Raw genomic sequence first — 16,853 nt, forward strand, 5'->3', positions numbered from 1 at the left:
TATGGAGAACGAGAAAACCCGCCCAATTCCGTTGAAGGATGACAATTATACACATAACATCAATCGTTCCAATGAGCGTAGTCTGGATCGACGGAGTTTTATGAAAACAATGGTAGGAGCAGCCGGGCTTTTCGCGGCATCTACTCTACCATGGGGGGCATTAGCTGCCAAGGAGCTGATGAGTTCATCCAGCAAGTCGTATCCCACACAAAAAATCGCGAATCTCAGCGATATAAAACCCGGAGATGCGATCGAGTTTGCTTATCCAGGAGAGCATGACAGCGCGTTGTTCGTATATGTGAAGGAAAAAGAATACAAGGCGTATCAAAATGCATGTACCCACCTGCGTTGTCCGGTATTTTGGGACCGAGATGAGAAAGAGCTGCTATGTCCTTGCCATCATGGGAAATTTGATATCGCCACAGGTAAGCCGCTCGCTGGTCCCCCAAGAAGACCACTTCCGGAAATTGTGCTTCAAGAGAAAGATGGAGCCGTATACGCTGTAGGGGTGAAGAGATATGAAGAGCAGCTATAGAGGTGTCATCCTATTAGTATTGATCTTGTTCGCCAGCATTGCTTGCACCCAGTACACAGTCAATATGTATTTTGCACAGCGATATATGGAGGTGCTATTGCTCAGCGGTGCAACGGTAGTGTTGTTCCCACTGGCATGGATGGTATTTAGAAAAGACCAGCGGGATCGAAGAGAACAAGGGAAATAATCTGGGGAAGGGAGTGTGATCAGTGACCATGAATCCTAGTAAGAGAACGATTGTCGAGCTTCACCAAGAGCTGCCTGCCTTGGTGGATAAAAAGATGGGGATACTCATTCAAGATTTGGCGGATAATGCCGAACCACACAGTCCAGCTCTCTTGGAAAGGCAGCTGGCAAAATGGGAGATCACGGAGGATGAGGAGCATCTGCGGCTCTATTTTAATCCTTGCCAGTTTGTGGCGATTCCCATCCAGAATGGACCGGTTGTTTTTTCGCAAGAGGATGACTGTATTCAAATGGTTGCTAGGGACAATCGGGGACAGCTAGCGTATCGCATTTCTTTTGGTAACTAACTCCCACTAGTAGATGGAGGGATTGTAATGGGACCACCGCCTATAGGATGTATGGGGATGATGCAGGAGTTTGAAGGGAGAAGGAAGCTGTGTCCAGCTCTGGAAAAATTGAAAGAGGAGCACCTATCATTAGCTGAGCAGATGAATGAGCTCGTACATCTAGCAAATAAGCTGAAATCTACAGCAGAACCTACTAGAAGAAAAAAAGGCTTAACAGAGCTTCATGAGCTGGCGTCCTCGTTTCGGGCAGAACTGGAGAAACACTCCAGACGCGAGGAGGAAGACCTGTATCCCCTGATGGCTAACTATATCGAACGGGAGATGGGACCGATTGCTGCCATGGAGGAAGAGCATGATCTTATTCATGAAAGCCTGATGTCGTTCATGCGAATCGTAGAAAAGGAAAAGTCTGAACCTGTTGAAGTAGAAGCTGTCCACACTCATTTGCTGAAGTCAGTAGAAATACTCTTGGAGCATTTCTTTAAAGAAGAGAGTGTGCTGTTCCCGATGGCAGAATACGTATTGAATGACGCAGAGAAAGAGCAGTTGCGAGTACTGTTTCAAGAGTAAAAATCATGTAGCCCTCCTACTGAAAAAGTGGGGGGGTGATTTCATTTTCCAATCATTTTCTTTCGAGGGGAAATGTGCATATTTCTACTGTCATTTGTCGGTTTCAATCGGATGAAACTGATCATTTACTAGTAGGGATTAAATAGAGAAGGGGGTGTTTTAAGTGCCGATTATAAAACCTTATCTAACCTCATTGAGATTTACGTCCACGATGAGTGCTGGAACTGGTACTGGTGCAACGTTTGCCATTGCGGCAACTGCATTTACCACTGACACTGGCGCTGCTGCGACAGCATTTCCTAGTACGTTTGCTTTTTACAATCTCTACGTCAATGGAGTGCTTCAGGCAGGTAATACTTCCACAATCACAACGACAGCGATCACGATTCCAGATGGAAATGCCGAAAACGGTGGTACACCCGTAGTTGTAGAATTTGTCGTTAACTAAGGTGAATAGGTTGGTGGCCCCAGGTGGATGAAATGTGCCTGGGGTTCACTCATGTGTGTAAATCGGAGTGAACGGTCGAAGCACTTCGAGAAAGGACGAGTGATTTCATGAGGCGAAATGTCACACAGTCATACACAGTGAGGAGACAGTGTCTGCAAATCGTCCCGCCATTAGGTTGTCCCGGGATTTTTCCAGTAAAACCCTCCCCAACTTGTCCTCCCTGTCCCCCATGTCCATGTACTCCTGGTTTAATACGAACAGAAACCTATCAGTATACGGCCATTTCAGATGGAGTCAAAAACATGTATACCAACAGTGATGCTGTCATGCACTTCAGTACTTCTGGCATTCTGGACCCGAATGAAGTTTCTGTTGTGAATCTATTCATCAATGGAATGCTACAGCCTCCCAATTTATATGTTATCCAACCGGGAGTTTTGATTCTGAGTGACATTCCTGTACAAGGAGTTCCTCTTATTCTTCAGTTCATTAAGATGATTGTTTCATAAATGGTTGCTTCCATAATGGGAAAAGGTCATGTCATACATACATGTCATTTTCCTTGATCGGCTCGACAGACTGGGGAGGTTTGATGGCGTACACGGCGCACGCGGCGCACGCGGTGAAGGGTAGGCGAATATCATGGCGATATCGACTGAATCCGTACAGGAGGTATTTTTCATGTATCCGAGATACCCATATTACAGTTACAAAACTACTTGCGAAGAGACTCCCCTCACGTTTCCGCCGCAGCATCAGGATCGACAACCGGGGATGGAATACTTGATGGTCCCGCGACCGATTTTCGATAATCCTGACTATATCGGAAGCGGAAAGCTTCGGGGAAAGGTAGCGATCATAACTGGTGGAGACAGTGGGATTGGCCGTGCTGTAGCCGTTGCGTTTGCGAAGGAGGGGGCAGTTGTAGCGATTCCTTATTTGGATGAGCACATCGACGCCGAGGAGACCAAGCAAGTCGTTGAATATTACGGAGGGCAATGTTTGCTGCTGCCGGGAGACTTGCGCGACGAGGATTGGTGTCGGGAGGTTGTACGCCAAGCGGTTGCCTGTTTCGGCAAATTGGATGTGCTTGTCTTGAATCAAGGTGTACAGTTTCCACAATCTAGCATCCTCGATATAAGCCGGGAGCAACTGGAAGACACGTTTCGCACCAACCTTTTCCCCCTTTTTTACATCACACAAGAGGCGTTGCCGCATTTGCAGCCAGGCAGTTCCATTATTAGTACAGCATCGGTTACTGCCTATGCTGGTCATCCGCAATTGGTTGATTATTCAGCAACCAAAGGGGCTATCGTCTCCTTTACCCGCTCGCTGTCCCTTCAATTGGTCAAGCAAGGCATCAGGGTGAATGCAGTTGCTCCCGGTCCAATCTGGACGCCGCTGCAAGTATCCAGCTATTCCGCAGAGTACATCACGACTTTGGGTGTAAACACACCGATGCGTCGCGCAGGGCAGCCGTTTGAGCTCGCTCCGACCTATGTTTACCTGGCCTCGGATGATTCGGGATATGTCACGGGCCAGGTATTGCATGTTAATGGTGGAACGATGACAGAGACATAGCGGTGAATCAAAAGTCTCTCGTCTTCGATTTGGCTGGCAAGATCGCTTGCTCTCCTTTTTCATACAAAGCAAGTAGCGTATGGACAAAGCTCAATCTCGGCACAATCATATAGACGGCCAAGGCAGACCCAATGCTGATCAGGGCACCCACGATGACATCTGCTGGATAATGAACGCCTACCAAAATGCGAGAGAGGCCGACACAAGCAGCAAGCAGCATCCAGAGTGGCCCCGTTGTCTTTCTAAAAAGCCAGTAGGTCATGCAAAAGGAAAAAAACAGGATCGTATGGTCGCTGGGAAACGAATTGTCGACCGCTTTTTGTACCAATTGATTGACGTCAGCAAGCTCTGCGAATGGCTGATTATTCGCATGAAAACTTCCGGCTACTTTCCCGAATAGCTCGGCGATGACAAACGTAAACGTCGCACAAACGACCATGATGCGATTCTCATGTTTTCTCGTAAACCAATACATCAAAGCACTCAACGCCAGAATAAACACCGTATATTCTGCTACGTAAAAAGCCACAGGATTGAGAGCTGGATACTCTTTCCCTAAGTCATTAATCAAGCGAAAGTAGTGAATGTTGATTTCCATGCCATTCATTTTTGGTGATCCTCCTTTACATATAACAGGAGAATCGTAATCGATAGGAGAGAAATGGGAAATTGATTTACCTTACAAAATATTACGGGGTTGTAAGGTTGGTTTCATAGCATCAAAAAAGAGACGGCAGAACCGTCTCTTTTTAATTGGATGAAAGGTGCCTCTTATTTTTTTTGCCTTCTAATTCTGCTTTGGGGTAGATATCTTTTTGGATAGCCTTTAATTTTCCGACACGATCCATGGTCACGTTGATGTAATGATCCGGAGAAGTGTAAATCACGAGAATCTGTGTCTTGTTGTCCTGGACAGTAGAGGAGAGGATCTGTGAGAACTTGTATTTTTCTGCTTGCTTTCCAAACAAAAGTTTGAGGTGCTCCTTGCCTTTTTTGATCGCTTCCTCATCACCTATTCCTTTCGAAGAGGAGAGTCCGTTTTGAAGGTCGATGCTGATCAGCTCTCCTGTACTTGCGTTTACATGGACAACTCCGAAGTCTGGGGTAGTACCCTCTGGTGTGCTCGACAAGATCACTTCCAGACGTTCGATAGGACCAGAAGTGGTGACGACATTCTCTTTTACGATAGAGGCGATGTGATAGTTCTTCAGGTCAGGGATGACTTCTTTGACGTGATTCAGAGTCGCTTTTGCTTTTTGATTCAGATCTTTTATGGAAAGCTCTTCTAACTTGCTCGCAGTTACAGTTGCTTTCGTTTTGTGGGAAGAGGCTGCTGCGGCTTCGCTTGACTGAATAGGTGTGTTTGACAAAAGGAGTGCCGCTATCAGGGTGAATGCTAGTGTCTTACGCTTAGTCAATTTGATCATCCCCATTATTTTTCAATTGGGTGTACATGGATTAATACGGAAAGGTATTCGTATAAGTAACTGTAAAAATTGTGAAATATTTATAACAGGACGAACATAGGGAGAACGTGTCGAAAAATAGTTTTGAAATTTTATTTCAAATCTGACAATTCATATTGATATTTTATTTCAAGTGTCTATAATACAAAATATGTAATGAATTACCAAAGTCACACTTGAATGTAAGCGCTTAACAAATTCGTGGACTAAAGGGGTGGTATCGTGTTGAATGGCGGGTTGCTGCGCATCCGCGAATCGTTGCACAATATCAAGCGTTCTGAACAAAACGCAGCGCATTACATTTTAGCCAATCCGGATGAGGTGATTCGTCTTTCCATCAAGGAACTCGCGGAAAGAAGCGAATCCAGCACTGCTGCCATCATACGCATGTGCAAAAGTATCGGTGTAGATGGTTTTCAGGAGTTGAAAATCAGAATAGCGGGTGATCTGCAATCGTCTACCGCTCAGGATGAATACAAAGAGATTCTTCCCGATGCTGATAGGTACACCTTGATTGAATCGGTTTCGCTCAACAACATCCTCTCCTTGCGGGAAACGATCAAAATTTTGGATGCAGAAGCAGTGGAGCAGGCGATTGGTGAGCTGTTCCGAGCCACTCGGATTGACTTTTACGGAGTGGGTGCTTCGCAATTGGTTGCGCAGGATGCCCAACATAAATTTTTGCGCATCAATAAAATGTGCACGGCCCATTCAGATTCCCACTTGCAGCTTACTTCGGCAGTCACCTTGACGGCTGATGATGTGGCAGTCGGCATCTCGAATTCGGGGGAAACCTCGCAGATCATAAGCACGATGAAACAAGCCCGTAAATCGGGTGCTGTGACCATTGGCATTACCAAATACGGCACAAACTCCTTGGCGGAATGCGTGGATATTCACTTAACCACGTTTTCAACAGAAGCGGATGAACGCAGTGCCGCCACATCCTCACGAATCGCACAACTCAATGTGATCGACATCTTGTTTAGAGGTGTTGCTGCCAAAAATTACGATGTCTCTGCTGCGTACTTGCGCCAGACGCGTAAAGCTATTCGGGAGCAATACAAATAAGCAAATCCTCCTTAGCATACACAAAGTCCTGCCTTTATCCTTTTATCCTTATCAGTAAAGTACGTTAGGCGTTTGGAAATATCGTTAGCTATGCAAGCTTTTTACTTATTGCAATCGGGGAGGTTTTCCATGAAAAAGAGAAGGTTTCTCTCAGTACTCGGTTTGATTGGCTTAACCGCGGCATTGCTTATTTCTGGATGTAGCAGCCAGTCCTCCACACAGCAGGGGGACAAAGTCGAATTGTATATGGGCTACAGCTCTGATCCACCTACGAAGAAAAAGATGGAAGAAATTATTGCAAAATTCGAACAATCACATCCTCATATCAAAATCAAAACGATGACGGCTCCTTATGATGACTTCTATCAAAAGCTGACGACTCAGATCGCGGCCGGGAATGCGCCTGATCTTTGGCAGAGCGACGGGACAAAAGTATTTGGTTACGCCCAACGCGGCGCGATTCTCGACATCACCGACTACGTCACGAAAGAAATCAACAAAGAGGAGCTCAACGGTCTGGAGTTCAACAAAGACTCAGATGGGAAGTATTGGGGTGTGCCGCAGGGCATCCAAGTGGGAGCCCTTTTCTACAACAAGGATTTGTTCGACAAAGCGGGCGTACCATATCCTACGGCTGACTGGACCTGGGATGATTTGAAGGCGGCTTCCGTCAAGCTGACCCTCGATGCCAACGGGAAACATGCAGACGATCCTGCTTTTGACAAAAAATCAGTGAAACAGTACGGCTTCGCGTTTTTCGGTAGCTCACGCGGTGCGTTTAACATCTTGAAAGCGTACGGTGGCGGGGTATTGGACCCGACGTTGAAAAAATCGATTATCAACAGCCCGGAAAACAAAAAAGCGGTCGAGTGGATGGTCGACGGCATGCAGCGCAAGCTATTCCCGAATCCGGCTGATCTAAAGGCGTTCCAGAGCAACTTCAAAGCGTTTTTGAGCGGGGCTGTAGCGATGCAAATCGATATTTACGCAGCAACAACCTCGATGAATGGTGCAGGGTTGAATTATGATGTCGCTCCCATGCCAAAAGGACCGGACGGCAAACGCTTCGCACCTGTAATCGCCAACTCGTGGGTCATCAACAAAAAAGCAGAGGAGCAGAAGGTCAAGGCCGCTAAAGAATGGATCACCTACTGGACGACATCTGATGAAGCACAAAAAGAGTGGACAGAAGTAGGGGAAGCCATTCCGGTGAAAAAATCAGTGGCGAATTCCGAAATGTTCCTAAACCCAGCCACGAAGCCAGAAAACAAAAAAGTCTTCCTCGATACCTTGGAGTTCGCGGGCACGATTGATACCAACGCTGTCTTTACCGAGTGGGTGAAGGTGTTCACGGATAATCTGGCGGAGCTGTTCATGGATAAGTACGGAACGGATGAATTCATCACGAAAACAGACGAAGGCATTCAAAAAGTTCTGGATGACTTCTTCAAGAAGCAGTAGTCATCAATCAGTGAGGATGTGTGCCAACCATGCTAGAGCTGCAAACCAAGCAACAGGCGAAGCCTGCTGTGAAAAAGAGAAAATGGTTGGATAGCGAGGGGAGATGGGGACTGCTCCTGGTCTCCCCTTATCTCATCCACTTTCTCGTATTCGTCGTGGGAACATCGGTCGCGTCATTGTACTTCAGCTTTTCGGACTACGATATTTTAAATCCGCCCAAATGGACTGGCTTGGACAACTATGCAAAGCTGTTTGAAGACCCGCTGTTTTATCGCGCGTTATGGAATACGGTCTATTTTACGATCCTGTATGTTCCAGCCAAAACGTTTTTGGCGTTGTTGTTAGCAGTTGCCCTGAATCAAAAGCTGAAGGGCCTGAAATTTTTCAGGATGGTTCACTTTTTGCCGGTTATCTCCTCATGGACGGTGATCGCGTATGTAGCGGATGCGGTGTTTAACCAGCGGATCGGTTTTGCCAATGCTTTTCTGTCTAAACTTGGGCTAGCCCCGCAAAACTGGCTGATTGATGAATTCTGGGTCATCCCGGTCTTGGTTCTCATCGCCATCTGGAAGTCAGTCGGCTACATGATGATTATTTTTCTCGCTGGGCTGCAAGGAATTTCTTCTGACATGTATGAGGCAGCCTCGATTGATGGAGCAAACGCCTGGCAAAAGTTTTGGCGGGTGACAGTCCCGATGATTTCCGGCACGACGTTTCTGGTCGTCATCTTGAATACGATTTACTCCTTCCAAAACTTCGAGCAGATTTTTGTCATGACCGGGGGCTCTACGGAGGCAGGCTCGACAGGCGGTGCGAACAACGCCAGCCTCGTCCTGATGCTGTTCATGTTCCGCCAAGCATTCAGCTTTTTCAAAATGGGCTATGCTTCTGCCATTGCGTGGGTGTTGTTCCTTATCCTGCTTGCCATTACGCTCATCCAATTCAAGCTGCAAAAGAAATGGGTTCATTATGATTAAAAGGCAAGGAGGTAGCCATGCAAAAGCGTTTTCCTCTAAATAAAATCGTTGGATACCTGTTTGTCATAGCGAGTGCGTTGATTATGCTGGTTCCGTTTTTAACGACCGTGTTTAACTCGCTGAAAACTTACAAGCAGTACATGCAATTTCCGCCAGAATGGCTGCCCAATCCAACACAGTGGAGCAACTATACAACCGTGTGGGAACAGGCGAATTTTAGCAGCTATACGATCAACAGTCTGATTGTCGCGATTCTTTCGGTTATCGGAGCCTTATTGTCCAGCTCAATGATTGCCTTTGCCTTTGCCAGGCTGCGCTTTCCTTTCCGCGACACGCTGTTTATGATCGTGCTGGGAACGATGATGATCCCGGGGATCGTCACGATCGTCCCGCAGTTTATTATCTTTAAAAATTTGGGACTGCTCGACACGTTGGCTCCGCTTTGGATATTGGAGTGGCTCGGACAGCCGTTTGCCATTTTTTTAATGAGGCAAGCATTTTTGAATATCCCGAAGGATTACGAGGAAGCGGCAAAGCTGGATGGCTGCAATCCGTTCCAGATTTATTGGCGGGTGTTTTTGCCGATGTGCAAGCCTTCCTTGGCCACACTGGCGGTCTTTACGTTTATGGGGAAGTGGAATGAGATTTTGGCGCCAGTCATTTACCTCATTTCGGATGAGAACTTTACGCTGCCGATCGGAATTTTGTCTTTGAGCGGTCAGTACAAGACAGAGGATCAACTATTGGTAGCGGGGGCCCTGATTAGCTTGATCCCGATTTTGATCGTGTTTTTGTTTGCGGAGAAATATTTTGTGGAAGGCTCCAAAACTTCTGGATTGAAATAGGGCGTAAAGGAGGCAAGCATCCTATGCAATACGTACCTTGGGACGATCTATTTGCGGACGCTATGTGCGAGCTGTGGAATCAGGAGTTGGGTGATCGCTTTCCCATGCGGCCTGCACTCATGCGGCAAAACAGCTTCGAGGATCAGAATGTAGTCAAAGCCGGGTCGTGGATTGCGATAGATGCTGTGACACAGCGTCCTGTCGGATTTATCGTGGCCAAATGCTGGCAGGAAAAGCTCGACATTCAGTTGGGGAAAGGCATTGGTTGGATACAGGTCTTACTCGTGTCTACAGCACATCGCGGGCAGGGGGTCGGACGTGAATTGCTGGCAAGGGCAGAAAATGCGTTGCGAGAGCAAGGCGTGGAAAAGGTTTTGCTGGGGCGCGATCCGTATCATTATTTCCCGGGCATACCCGATGAATCTGCGGACGTAAAAGCGTGGTTTGAGAGGCAAGGGTATCATTCGGAGGATCGATTGGAGAACGATCTGTTATGCCAGTATCTCGAACCAACGGAGCTAGAATTACCAGAGGTACCAGATGGCCACTTTCGACTGTTGACGAGGGCGGACCAAGATGCCTTTTTGGCCTTCTTGCATCGATGCTTTCCTGGAAGATGGGAGTATGAAGCCATTCACTATTTCCAGCGGGGAGGAACCGGACGCGAATTCGTCGTGGTGGAGCTGCACGGTGAGATCGTCGGTTTTTGCCGGATCAATGATGCCGACTCTCCGTTTATTGCCCAAAACGTATACTGGGCACCTTTGCTTGCGGATGGGCTGGGCGGTATCGGTCCATTGGGCGTGGATGCGGAGTATAGAGGACGAGGCTTGGGACTGGCGATCGTGGAAGCAGGCATTGTAGCTTTGCGGAACCGGGGTATCCCAAACATTGTCATTGATTGGACGACGCTGGTCGACTTCTATGCGAGGCTCGGGTATCACAGCTGGAAGCAGTATGCGAAGTACGGCAAAGCATTCTCTTAACAAGAGCAAGTCGGTAGAGAGGAGGATTCCATGCAAGCCGAACATATGACAGTGGAACAGAAGGTCGGGCAACTGCTGATGATCGGGTACCCTACGCTGGATATTCCCGAAGAAATGGAAGCGTGGATCAAACAAAAACAGATTGGCAACGTGATTCTTTTTAGCCGCAATATCGGGACACCGGAGGAGACCTATCAACGGGTACAGAAACTCCAGAGCTGGGCGTATGAGTCTGGGCATCCCTATCCACTGTTGATCGGGACCGATCAGGAAAATGGCGTAGTCTCCCGTCTGCAAAAAGGGGCGACGCGCTTTCCTGGAGCGATGGCTTTGGGTGCCACAGGCAATCTCGATCAAGCCAAGCGTATCTACCAGGCAACAGGTGAGGAGCTGCGTGCAGCAGGGATTTCAGTCAATTTCGCCCCGACGGTCGATGTGAACAACAATGCGGACAATCCGGTCATTGGGGTGCGGTCTTTTGGAGAAGCACCAGAGCAGGTGGCGCGGTTTGGTGAGGCCGCCATTCAAGGCTTGCTTGCGAGTGGTGTCATTCCCGCTATCAAGCACTTCCCCGGTCATGGTGATACGAGCATCGATTCTCATGAAGCTGTTCCTGTGCTCGAACATGATCGGACGCGACTGGATCAGGTTGAGTTGGTCCCATTCCAATGCAGTATCGCGGCAGGAGTCCCCATGGTGATGGTTGGACATATCAGTTTGCCGAGAATGGATGAGTCGGGTTCTCCTGCTACGTATTCCAAGGAGATCGTGACGGGAGTGTTGCGTGAGTCGCTCGGATTTGATGGGGTCGCAATAACGGATTGTATGGAAATGGCGGCCATTGCGGGTACCATCGGGGTTCCAGAAGCGGCGGTGCGTTGTGTGCAGGCTGGGATCGATCTTGTTCTGGTTTCCCATACGCATGAAGTTCAGCAAAAAGCGTATGAACGACTCGTTGCGGCCATTCATTCGGGGGAACTATCAGATGAGCGGGTCAACGAAGCTGTAAATCGCGTGCTTCAATTAAAGAAACGATTTCTTTCCTGGGAGCATTGCTTGGGAAAAACAGGCCCTTCCTTTGATCGTGTCCAACATGCAGACATAGCGAGAAGTGCGCTCGCGCAAGCCATAACCTTGGTGAAAAATGAGCATCAACTGCTTCCTTTACAGAGAAGCACACAACCGCTCGGTGTGATTTTTCCGGGGATTGCCAACCTTACGTTGGCTGAGGATGGGCAAGCAGCTTCTGGCGATTTAGTCGCACCATTGAGAAAATATCGTGAAGTTGAATACCATATGGTGTCGACGCTCAACCCGACAGAGGATGAAGGGGAGATGGTGGCGAATGTGATGTCGGCCATGGAGCAAATCGTCGTTTTTACGTACAATGCCCATATCTTTAGAGGCCAATCGCTTCTGGTGAACCGGCTCGTTCAACAGGGGAAAAAGGTCGTGGCTGTCGCCCTGCGAAACCCGTATGATCTCTTGGTAATGCCCGAGGTCGATGCGTATCTCGCCGTTTACGACCATACGCACCAAGCGATAGAGCTTGTGGCAGACATTTTGTTCGGGGAACGAAAGGCCGCTGGACATCTTCCGGTCAGTCTGTTTCCATCGGAGAAAAAGCAGCATGGTGTGGGGTAGAAAGAGAAGAGGAGTGTAGATGGGTGGGAGGTAACTGGATGAAGTTTCACCTGCGTGACTTAACGACAGAAACAAGAAATCGGAATACGGAAGAGCTGGATAAATTCTCTACGATGGAAATTATCCAGATTATGAATGAAGAGGATAAAACAGTTGCGTTTGCCGTTGAAAAGGAGTTGGCTTCGATTGCAGCGGCCGTTGACTTGATCGCAGAATGTCTGGAAAACGGTGGAAGACTCTTTTATTTTGGAGCCGGAACAAGTGGGAGATTGGGCTTGCTCGATGCTGCTGAATGCCCACCAACCTTTGGGACGGACCCCGCATTGGTGCAGGGCATCATAGCAGGCGGGGAAAAAGCTATCGTCAGGGCAGTCGAAGGAGCCGAAGACGTGGAGCAGAACGGCAGAGAAGATGTGATCGCCTATGGCGTAAAGGCGGGGGATGCCGTGGTAGGAATTGCGGCGAGTGGTCGGACACCCTATGTCATCGGAGCATTGGCGGAAGCCAGAAGGCAGCATGCGAAAATCATTTCGTTGTCCTGCAACCAGGTGGCGCAGATCAGTCAAGGTGTGGATGTAGCGATTAATGTGGTAGTAGGGCCAGAGGTGGTAACCGGATCGACTCGCTTAAAAGCAGCGACGGCGCAGAAGATGGTTCTCAATATGATTACGACCGGATGCATGGTGCGGTTGGGGAAAGTGTACAAAAATTTGATGGTCAATGTGCAGGTAACCAATGAGAAACTGAAGGAACGGGCAAAACAAATCGTGGCAGAAGCGACCAATGTCTCCACCGATGAGGCGGACGTACTGTTGCATAAGGCAGACGGTGACGCAAAACTGGCGATCGTGATGCAAAAGACCGGATTGCCAGCAGAGGACGCAAGCCGTTTGCTCACGCAGTACAAGGGGAATATTCGACGGATTTTAGAACGGAATCACAATCAGGAATGATCAGCCTAATCCTTTTGGATGAGGCTTTTTTTGTCTTGGTACGACATAACTGGTAATGAAAATCACTTGTATGATCCATAAAATGTTCATTTGAATATTGTCGGAAAAGAGGATATGATTACATTAATTCTTAGATTATAATTTTTATAATTTAAATGGACAGAGGTGATACGTATGAAAAAGGGTGATTTTCATCATCTTGATCATGTGAAAGAACAGCAAACATCGAAGAGAACATTGTGGATCACGCTCCTATTGACGTTGTTTTTTACGATCGTGGAGGTTGTGGGAGGCTTGATGTCCAATTCACTCGCGCTCCTGTCCGACTCCGCCCATATGATTTCTGACGTCTTTGCTTTAGGGTTGAGTATGACCGCTATTTATATGGCGACACGTAAGCCGAATAAGAAGTATACGTTCGGATTTCTCCGTTTTGAAATTATTGCTTCGTTCTTGAATGGCTTGGCTCTTGCCGTGATTTCGATCGGGATTGTGATTGAAGGGATCAAGCGGATGATCAATCCGCAAGACGTTGATTTGCAGTTGATGCTGACCATCGCATCCATCGGTTTGGTTGTAAACATCGTGCTGACCATCGTACTTTCCCGCAGTATGAAGGAAGAAGACAATCTCAATGTAAAAAGCGCACTATGGCACTTTATTGGAGATTTGCTCAGCTCCGTCGGTGTGATTACGTCGGCGATTCTCATTTACATGACGGGCTACTACTTGTTCGACCCATTGATCAGCTTAGTGATTGGTGGAATTATTTTTACAGGTGGTGCCAAAATCATTCGTGAGTCGCTGCTCGTGTTGATGGAATCTGTTCCAGAGCAGTTTGATCTCGAGCAAATCCGTCAGGACCTCAGTGAGGTAGAGGGCGTGGAGGATGTTCATGAGCTGCACCTGTGGGCGGTATCCACGGAACATTACTCCCTGACAGCGCATGTGTTCGTCCGTGAAGGCATCCAGCCGTATTGTGTCATTCTGGCGATCAATCACATTTTGCAAACGAAGTACGGAATTGACCATTCGACAATTCAGATCGAGCACCCGACGATTCTGGATCACGGGGAATACGGCAAGCAGTTTTTGCTTCAGCAAGCATAAATGCACATGAGAAAAAGGCTAGTCTCCAAGAAAGCTCAGGAGACAGCCTTTTTTATTTCCTTCGCCTCAGAGAAACTGAACACATAGGGTGAACGTCTAACTAGAAAGGAAGGAGGTTTTATTATGAAAATCACAACCAAATTGCCACAGTATCTTGAAAATGTACATGTCGAGTTGATAAAAAAGGAATGGGTTCCCCTGAAAGAACCACAGAGCTTGGGCAGGGCAACTCTTTTATCGATTCCTTTCATGCTGATTAATGCATTCATTGCCTATGGGATCATCTATATTTTTTCGCCAATAACCTTTCAGGAATTGGGACTGACATCCGGCTCTTTTTCCATATCCATCGACTTACGTGTGATTTTGTTTCTACTCGGATTGGTTATTTTTCATGAATGCTTGCATTTGATTTTTATTCCTAATTTCATGAGATCAGAAAAAACATGGATGGGGCTTACCTTGTTTGGAGGGTTTGTCGCAACGGAAGAAAAGATTCCAAAATCAAGATACATACTGATTACCATCGCCCCATTCATTATTCTTTCAGTTATGTTGCCAGTTCTTCTAGGTTTTTTTGGACTGTTCACTACCATGTTGAAATTTTTGATTTTGATAAACGCTATCGCTTCATCAGTCGATATGCTAAATCTTTTCCTGGTGATGAAGCAAGTTCCGAAACAGGCAATCTTGATCAGTAACGGACAAAAGACGTATTGGAAAGCGCTCGGAAACGATTAAAGCCAAAGAAGAAGCAACGAGCAAATAAGCATAAATACCGCATTTAGCGCCATGACGGGCTCATGTTTTGCCCGGAAAAGATGGGCATGGATAGCCCCAAGCATGAGGATGGCGAACAGGATGCAAGTGAGTGTTAATACTCCAGGAAACCAAAAGGAGCTAATCACACCGATGACTCCGACCAGCTCAAGTGAGGCAATCACGTCCATGAACCAAAGTGGATAGCCATATTCCTTCCAGTGCTGGAGCATAGAGCTTGCGCGTAAAAACTTCAGTAACAGAGAGATGGAAAACATCAAAGCCAACATCAGTGAAAGAATCATGATGAATGTGTTCAACAGTTTACACTCCTTCGTTCATTCGAAATCCATTGCCTAACGAGGAGTATAATGGGAGTGATCCCTACAATATGTAGTCCAGCCTACAGTGAGCAGGAGGAAGTACATCGTGATCGAAAAGGAGAAGCTTTTATCCCGCATCAATTTGTTTCAGTCGTTAAGTGCAGCGGAGCTAGCCCAATTGGAACCGGCGACTCCTATGGAAGTGGTCAAAAAAGGAACGCTAATTTCCTCCCCTCACTTGGAGCAGAAAAGGCTGTTTTTGATCAAGGCTGGGAAGGTTCGTCTATACAAGCTTTCGGCTGACGGCAAAGAGCTAACGATTGATTTGCTCGGGACAGGCCATGTGTTTGGCGAGATCGGCTCGTTTACGATTAGTTCAACCAATATGTACGCCGAAGCGTGGGAAGATTCGGTGATTTGTTCGATTGATAAAGGACAATTTGAGGAGCTGATGCTAGAGAAACCGAGGCTTGCCTTGCATTTTATCGAGATTGTCTCGAATCGTTTGCAAGAGGTTGAAGAGATGATGGAGCTCATGGCGTATGGAAGTGTACGACAGCGTCTTCTGTATTTGCTGGGCAAGCTGTCAGAGAAATATGGGGGAAAAAGCCAGGCTGATGAACCAGAATGGATCGAGCTGGCAGTGAACCTGACGCATCAGGAGCTGGCGACGATGATGGGGTGTATTCGTGAGACCGTAACAGAAACGTTCCATGAGCTAACAGTAGAAGGCATGGTGAAGAAGGCGGGACTGCGTAAGCCATTATGGGTGCATCAGGAACGATTGAGAGAAGCATTGGCGAGAGTGTAGATACTATCGCGGATGGAAATGGAGCCAACAAAAATCCCGTTGCCCTATTAAAGGGGACGGGATTTTTGGTATGGCTAGAAATGATCGTGCTCGATATTATTTTTTAATCCGAAACAACGATCTCGACTGCTTCAGAGACCTCATCGTATTTGTTCTTGGCAGTGATATTGATTGTAAATTTTCCAGCTTTTTCAGCTTTGAAGAGTACGACTTTCTTGTTTTCATTGCCGACTCGCTTAGTGTAAAGCTCAGTAACCTGTGTACTGTAAGTGAATTGAGGAGTGGATTTTGAACTGTATGTGATGAGGATAGGCACTTCTTTGCCTTTTTTGACATGGACGGTGTTCGGTGTGACATTCAAGGTGATTTTATTTGGATCCTTGATCGAAAGAGTTGCAATGAGTTCTATTTTCTCTTCTCCTGCAATGCTTTTAAGAGTAGCTTGGTAAGCGAGCAAGTAGATACCTTTGGAGGTAGGCTTTAGGTAACCTGTAGTCGTATAGGTAGCTTTGGTTTTGCTATGGGTAGTTCGGACACTGGTGACCTTATCCTTCTCATTGCCACCAATGGTTTTCAGCACAAACTTGGCGTCGGTAATTTGCCCAGCTGTTTTTGTTTCTACGGATAGCTTAATCGATTCACCAGCATTGTAAGTTTCCTTTAATCCTACAAACTTCGCCTCGTAAACGGCAGGATTTGGAGCAGCAAAAGCACCGCTTGCCATGGTTAACATCATGGCTAAAGCGATGGCAATTCGCAGGAGTGTTTTCATAGATTTCC

General features: G+C 47.1%; 21 protein-coding genes. 17 read left to right on the plus strand and 4 right to left on the minus strand.

Going from position 1 to position 16,853, the window contains the following annotated elements; translation table 11 throughout:
* Position 1 precedes the first annotated feature (1 nt).
* From POF51_RS17885 to POF51_RS17915, 7 genes are all read left to right on the plus strand, one after another.
* Entirely contained in the window at positions 2 to 535 is a 534-nt protein-coding gene (locus tag POF51_RS17885) for a Rieske (2Fe-2S) protein (RefSeq protein WP_069848604.1), read from the plus strand.
* Positions 519 to 722 (plus strand): hypothetical protein, encoded by a 204-nt coding sequence (locus POF51_RS17890; RefSeq protein ID WP_069848601.1) that lies wholly within the window; start codon positions 519 to 521, stop codon positions 720 to 722. Before POF51_RS17885 ends, POF51_RS17890 begins: the two co-directional genes overlap by 17 nt.
* A 28-nt stretch (positions 723 to 750) precedes the next feature.
* Complete coding sequence (locus tag POF51_RS17895) at positions 751 to 1,068, plus strand: hypothetical protein (protein WP_069849126.1); 318 nt, start codon at positions 751 to 753, stop codon at positions 1,066 to 1,068.
* A gap of 27 nt (positions 1,069 to 1,095) precedes the next feature.
* Complete coding sequence (locus POF51_RS17900) at positions 1,096 to 1,638, plus strand: hemerythrin domain-containing protein (protein ID WP_083261660.1); 543 nt, start codon at positions 1,096 to 1,098, stop codon at positions 1,636 to 1,638.
* A 163-nt stretch (positions 1,639 to 1,801) separates the two neighbouring features.
* Complete coding sequence (locus POF51_RS17905) at positions 1,802 to 2,086, plus strand: DUF4183 domain-containing protein (protein WP_069848597.1); 285 nt, start codon at positions 1,802 to 1,804, stop codon at positions 2,084 to 2,086.
* A 107-nt stretch (positions 2,087 to 2,193) separates the two neighbouring features.
* Positions 2,194 to 2,595: a DUF4183 domain-containing protein gene (locus POF51_RS17910; protein ID WP_069848595.1), complete on the plus strand. Its 402-nt coding sequence runs from the start codon at positions 2,194 to 2,196 to the stop codon at positions 2,593 to 2,595.
* A 172-nt stretch (positions 2,596 to 2,767) separates the two neighbouring features.
* Positions 2,768 to 3,667: an SDR family oxidoreductase gene (locus POF51_RS17915; RefSeq protein WP_069848593.1), complete on the plus strand. Its 900-nt coding sequence runs from the start codon at positions 2,768 to 2,770 to the stop codon at positions 3,665 to 3,667.
* Positions 3,668 to 3,674: 7 nt separating this feature from the next.
* Here POF51_RS17915 and POF51_RS17920 read toward each other — a convergent pair whose 3' ends face one another.
* Both POF51_RS17920 and POF51_RS17925 read right to left on the minus strand, forming a co-directional pair.
* Complete coding sequence (locus tag POF51_RS17920; RefSeq protein WP_069848591.1) at positions 3,675 to 4,274, minus strand: undecaprenyl-diphosphatase; 600 nt, start codon at positions 4,272 to 4,274, stop codon at positions 3,675 to 3,677.
* Positions 4,275 to 4,416: 142 nt separating this feature from the next.
* The gene (locus tag POF51_RS17925; RefSeq protein ID WP_069848589.1) at positions 4,417 to 5,085 is read right to left on the minus strand and encodes a hypothetical protein; all 669 of its coding nucleotides are present in this window, start codon (positions 5,083 to 5,085) and stop codon (positions 4,417 to 4,419) included.
* Between the two features lie 273 nt (positions 5,086 to 5,358).
* Here POF51_RS17925 and POF51_RS17930 point away from each other — a divergent pair, with 273 nt between their 5' ends.
* The 9 genes from POF51_RS17930 to POF51_RS17970 all read left to right on the plus strand — a co-directional run bounded on the left by POF51_RS17930 (position 5,359) and on the right by POF51_RS17970 (position 14,921).
* Positions 5,359 to 6,204, plus strand: a complete 846-nt coding sequence (locus POF51_RS17930) for a MurR/RpiR family transcriptional regulator (RefSeq protein WP_069849124.1) — start codon at positions 5,359 to 5,361, stop codon at positions 6,202 to 6,204.
* Between the two features lie 129 nt (positions 6,205 to 6,333).
* On the plus strand, positions 6,334 to 7,665 hold the full coding sequence (locus tag POF51_RS17935; protein WP_069848587.1) for an ABC transporter substrate-binding protein: 1,332 nt from the start codon (positions 6,334 to 6,336) through the stop codon (positions 7,663 to 7,665).
* Between the two features lie 29 nt (positions 7,666 to 7,694).
* Complete coding sequence (locus POF51_RS17940) at positions 7,695 to 8,642, plus strand: carbohydrate ABC transporter permease (RefSeq protein WP_017251294.1); 948 nt, start codon at positions 7,695 to 7,697, stop codon at positions 8,640 to 8,642.
* Positions 8,643 to 8,659: 17 nt separating this feature from the next.
* Positions 8,660 to 9,487 (plus strand): carbohydrate ABC transporter permease, encoded by an 828-nt coding sequence (locus POF51_RS17945; RefSeq protein ID WP_015892945.1) that lies wholly within the window; start codon positions 8,660 to 8,662, stop codon positions 9,485 to 9,487.
* Positions 9,488 to 9,510: 23 nt separating this feature from the next.
* Entirely contained in the window at positions 9,511 to 10,473 is a 963-nt protein-coding gene (locus POF51_RS17950; protein WP_271755815.1) for a GNAT family N-acetyltransferase, read from the plus strand.
* A gap of 30 nt (positions 10,474 to 10,503) precedes the next feature.
* Entirely contained in the window at positions 10,504 to 12,117 is a 1,614-nt protein-coding gene (locus tag POF51_RS17955) for a glycoside hydrolase family 3 protein (protein ID WP_271755817.1), read from the plus strand.
* Between the two features lie 38 nt (positions 12,118 to 12,155).
* Positions 12,156 to 13,070 carry an N-acetylmuramic acid 6-phosphate etherase gene (murQ, locus tag POF51_RS17960; RefSeq protein ID WP_271755819.1) on the plus strand — a complete coding sequence of 305 codons (915 nt, stop codon included), beginning with the start codon at positions 12,156 to 12,158 and terminating at the stop codon, positions 13,068 to 13,070.
* 174 nt (positions 13,071 to 13,244) lie between these two features.
* A complete protein-coding gene (locus POF51_RS17965) occupies positions 13,245 to 14,180 on the plus strand; it encodes a cation diffusion facilitator family transporter (protein WP_069848577.1) in 936 nt (311 codons plus the stop codon).
* Positions 14,181 to 14,303: 123 nt separating this feature from the next.
* Complete coding sequence (locus tag POF51_RS17970) at positions 14,304 to 14,921, plus strand: DUF3267 domain-containing protein (protein ID WP_069848575.1); 618 nt, start codon at positions 14,304 to 14,306, stop codon at positions 14,919 to 14,921.
* Here the strand turns inward: POF51_RS17970 and POF51_RS17975 are convergent.
* A complete protein-coding gene (locus tag POF51_RS17975; RefSeq protein WP_069848573.1) occupies positions 14,918 to 15,259 on the minus strand; it encodes a DoxX family protein in 342 nt (113 codons plus the stop codon). The two genes, POF51_RS17970 and POF51_RS17975, sit on opposite strands and share 4 nt — an antisense overlap.
* 109 nt (positions 15,260 to 15,368) lie before the next feature.
* On the opposite strand from POF51_RS17975, the gene POF51_RS17980 reads away from it, so the two are divergent.
* Entirely contained in the window at positions 15,369 to 16,073 is a 705-nt protein-coding gene (locus tag POF51_RS17980) for a Crp/Fnr family transcriptional regulator (protein WP_271755821.1), read from the plus strand.
* A 103-nt stretch (positions 16,074 to 16,176) separates the two neighbouring features.
* Here POF51_RS17980 and POF51_RS17985 read toward each other — a convergent pair whose 3' ends face one another.
* Positions 16,177 to 16,845, minus strand: coding sequence for a hypothetical protein (locus tag POF51_RS17985; RefSeq protein ID WP_069848570.1), 669 nt, complete (start codon positions 16,843 to 16,845; stop codon positions 16,177 to 16,179).
* Positions 16,846 to 16,853: the final 8 nt, after the last annotated feature.

Source organism: Brevibacillus sp. AG (assembly GCF_028369215.1).
GTDB classification, from domain to species: Bacteria; Bacillota; Bacilli; order Brevibacillales; family Brevibacillaceae; genus Brevibacillus; species Brevibacillus porteri.